This window comes from Pseudomonas sp. VMV1, from assembly GCF_056790235.1.
This window is the reverse complement of the sequence record NZ_JBXGSE010000029.1, coordinates 1-3,253: the sequence shown is the minus strand read 5'-3', so window position 1 is coordinate 3,253 and position 3,253 is coordinate 1. Positions and strand designations below refer to the sequence as shown.

Annotated in this window: 3 protein-coding genes; 2 read left to right on the top strand and 1 reads right to left on the bottom strand. The window is 53.8% G+C overall.

The features are described 5' to 3' along the window. Positions 1 to 116: 116 nt before the first annotated feature. Positions 117 to 1,706 (bottom strand): nitric oxide reductase transcriptional regulator NorR, encoded by a 1,590-nt coding sequence (norR, locus tag ACUCV0_RS23940; protein ID WP_158896628.1) that lies wholly within the window; start codon positions 1,704 to 1,706, stop codon positions 117 to 119. A 126-nt stretch (positions 1,707 to 1,832) separates the two neighbouring features. On the opposite strand from norR, the gene hmpA reads away from it, so the two are divergent. After that, positions 1,833 to 3,020: an NO-inducible flavohemoprotein gene (hmpA, locus tag ACUCV0_RS23935; protein WP_158896630.1), complete on the top strand. Its 1,188-nt coding sequence runs from the start codon at positions 1,833 to 1,835 to the stop codon at positions 3,018 to 3,020. Between the two features lie 125 nt (positions 3,021 to 3,145). Beyond that, on the top strand, positions 3,146 to 3,253 hold a 108-nt coding region (locus ACUCV0_RS23930; protein WP_482213919.1), incomplete at its 3' end, for a leucine zipper domain-containing protein.

Below are 3,253 nucleotides of genomic sequence, written 5' to 3'. Positions count from 1 at the left end.
ATAAAGATCATCTTTATATCTTTACTGAATTTCGTCCCAAGCCCAAACCATTTATGAAACCAGCTATCAAAAGCACATAAACTATTTGATTTGATACGCCTGAGTAGACTAACACTTTAGCCTTTGCGATTAATGCAGACTCCAAGCCTTGCGGCAAGGCGTGTTAGGTTAGCCCTATCAAGGTCTAGGCTCCGAGCCGCAGCAGCTACATTGCCACCATTGTCCCTAAGTGCCTCTTCCAGAAGCTGTCTTTTGTACCCATCTACAGCTGATCTAAAATCACCCCCGGGCAGCTGCTTTGATGGAACGTGACGTGACTCTATAGCCGCCGCGCCAGCTTGAAATTCGGGGAGGTCCAAGTCCTGCAGCTCAAATGAAAGTACGTCTATTCCTGTCGTGAGAAAGGCACGTTTCTTGGCTTTGAGCGCTGCCCTAGCCATCAGGTGCTCCAGCTCGCGCACATTCCCTGGCCAGGAATACCCCATCAGTGCCTGACGGGCAGCCTCAGAAAAACGCAATGAGGGCATGCCCACCCGCCAGCGGTTCTCTTCGGCAAAAGCGCCTGCCAACAGCATTATGTCTTCCCGACGTTCCCTTAGCGAAGGAACCCGTAATGGATAGACGCTCAGACGATGGTACAGGTCTGCTCGAAAGCGACCCGCACGAACCTCATCCTCCAAATTGCGATTGGTGGCCGCGAACAGGCGGATATCAACAGTATGGGGTTTGTCGGAGCCTACCCGTTGCAAATGCCCGCCCTGAAGTACGCGAAGCATGGTGGCTTGTACGGCTAAAGGGAGTTCACCGATCTCATCTAAGAAAAGCGTCCCGCCACTGGCCACTTCAAATTTACCAAGCCTGTTTTCGATAGCACCCGAGAATGCGCCTTTGACGTGTCCAAACAGCTCGCTTTCAACCAAATGCTTAGGAAGGGCGGCGCAATTGACGGTGATGAATGGTTTATCCGCTCGGGCTGAAACGTCGTGGAGCCGTTGGGCAACTAATTCTTTACCGACCCCTGTTTCACCGGTAATCAATACAGTGAGATCGCTTGGCGCTACCAGGTCAATTTCGGAAAGCAGCTGCTTAAAGCTTTCGCTGCTTCCAATCATCGCTGGTTTAGAAGGGTGAGCGGTGAGTCGGTAGGCTTCTGCCCGTTTTCTTTCCCCTGCTACCGTGCGCAGGAGTTCATCGAATTGCGATGCCGCCACTACGGTCGCTGCTGCGAACACGGCAAACGTCTCGATGGTTTGTAGGTCCTGTTCCGAAAACTGTCCGACAGTGAGTGCATCGAGCGTCAGAACTCCCCAAGTCTTTTCATTAATCCGCAACGAACAGCCCATGCAATCATGTACCGGCAAGGCACTCGAGCCGATTAACCCGTCATAAGGATCGGGCAGCTTGCAATCAGGAGGGAAAAGCACTGCCCCTCGAGCCTCGACGATTGCTTCCAACCGGGGGTGGTTTGCGACACGGTAACGTCGGGCCATCGCGTCCTGAGCCAAGCCATACGCTGCAACAGGAGTGAGTTCATCTTCATCCAAACGTAGCAACGCTACAGCATCTGACGGCAAAAGGTTTTGCAAGGCATCTAATACACGCTGATAACGGGTGTGCGAAGGAATTTCCGCAGTTAGATCGTTTAGGAGCGGAAGGAGTGCCTGAAGCGCCCGGATCTGATGGGTCGAAACGACATCTTTATTCATAAAATAGGTCTTAATGACTCGGTCAAAAAAACCTTTTACCCCGCACAGGCATTGATTTACAAGGATTTTAATTGTGGCACGCCACTTGCTCCACCAAAAGCAAAGACCCTAAACCCTGGAGTTCCCATGCTTACTTCTGCCCAATACGACATCATCAAAGCGACTGTTCCTCTGCTAGAAACAGGAGGCGAGGCGCTTATCACCTATTTCTACCAGCTTATGCTGGACACGCATCCGGATGTGCGTCCGCTGTTCAACCAAGCACATCAGACCAACGGCTCGCAGCCTCGGGCCCTGGCCAACGGCGTGCTTATGTATGCAAGGAACATTGATAGGCTAGAAAACCTAGGTGGCTTGGCCAGCCAAATCATTAACAAGCACGTCGCGCTACAAATCCTTCCAGAGCATTACCCTATTGTGGGGTCATGCCTGCTGCAAGCGATCCGCGAAGTACTAGGTGCAGAGGTTGCTACCGATGAAGTGATCGCAGCCTGGGCCGCAGCTTACCAGCAGCTTGCGGATATATTGATTGAAGGGGAGCGAAACGCTTATGACGCCATCGCCGCCGCACCCGGCGGCTGGCGTGGCGCCCGGCAATTCACTGTCTCAAGAAAGGTAGTCGAGAGCACGGAAATTACTTCGTTTTACCTGGTACCGTCTGATCATCAACCCATCATCAAACACGAAGCCGGTCAGTACATCGGCGTGCGGCTGATGATCGACGGGAAAGAGATTCGCCGAAACTACTCGCTGAGCGAGCAGGCGAACGGTGTCTTCTACCGCATCAGCGTGAAGCGTGAGAAAGATGGTGTGGCCTCGACGTACCTGCATGATCACGTCGCAGTAGGAAGTACGCTTGACCTGTTTCCACCGTCCGGGGATTTCACGCTCACCCATGATACCAAACCGCTGGTGCTGATCAGCGGCGGGGTCGGCATAACTCCAACGCTGGCAATGGCCGCACAAGCGTTGGAGGCAGGTGAGCGTCCAGTGACCTTCATTCACTACGCCCGTAATAGCCAAGTACACGCATTCTCGGAGCTGTTGCGCGAATGGCAAGAGCGCTATCCCCTATTCGAAGCCCATGTGGTCTACGCGGAACACGCCGGACAGGAAGCCTACACGCCAGATGCAGTCGGGTTTCCATCCATCACGCATCTTCAGGAATGGTTGCCTGCCAACCGCAATGTGGACGCCTATTTCCTCGGTCCCAAACCGTTCATGGCTTTCATGAAACGTGCACTAAGCGATATCGGGGTTCCAGAGAATCAGGCGCGCTATGAGTTTTTCGGCCCAGCTGAAGCAATGGCCTAACCTCAGTTGTGAGGGCCTAGCCTCTGCCTGCTAGAGGCCTAGCTGTGATCTCTCAGTAGGTTGTTCATCCGGGGCATTCCCGGAATTCTGGAAGCGCGACCAACACAGCCTTCGAGGAGCCCCGGATGAACCTGCATAAACATGCCCGTCTTACCCCTCGAGGTCGAGCCCTTATCGTCCAGCGCATCCTCACAGGGCTGCGTGCCGAGGATGCGGCACAAGCGGCGGGGGGT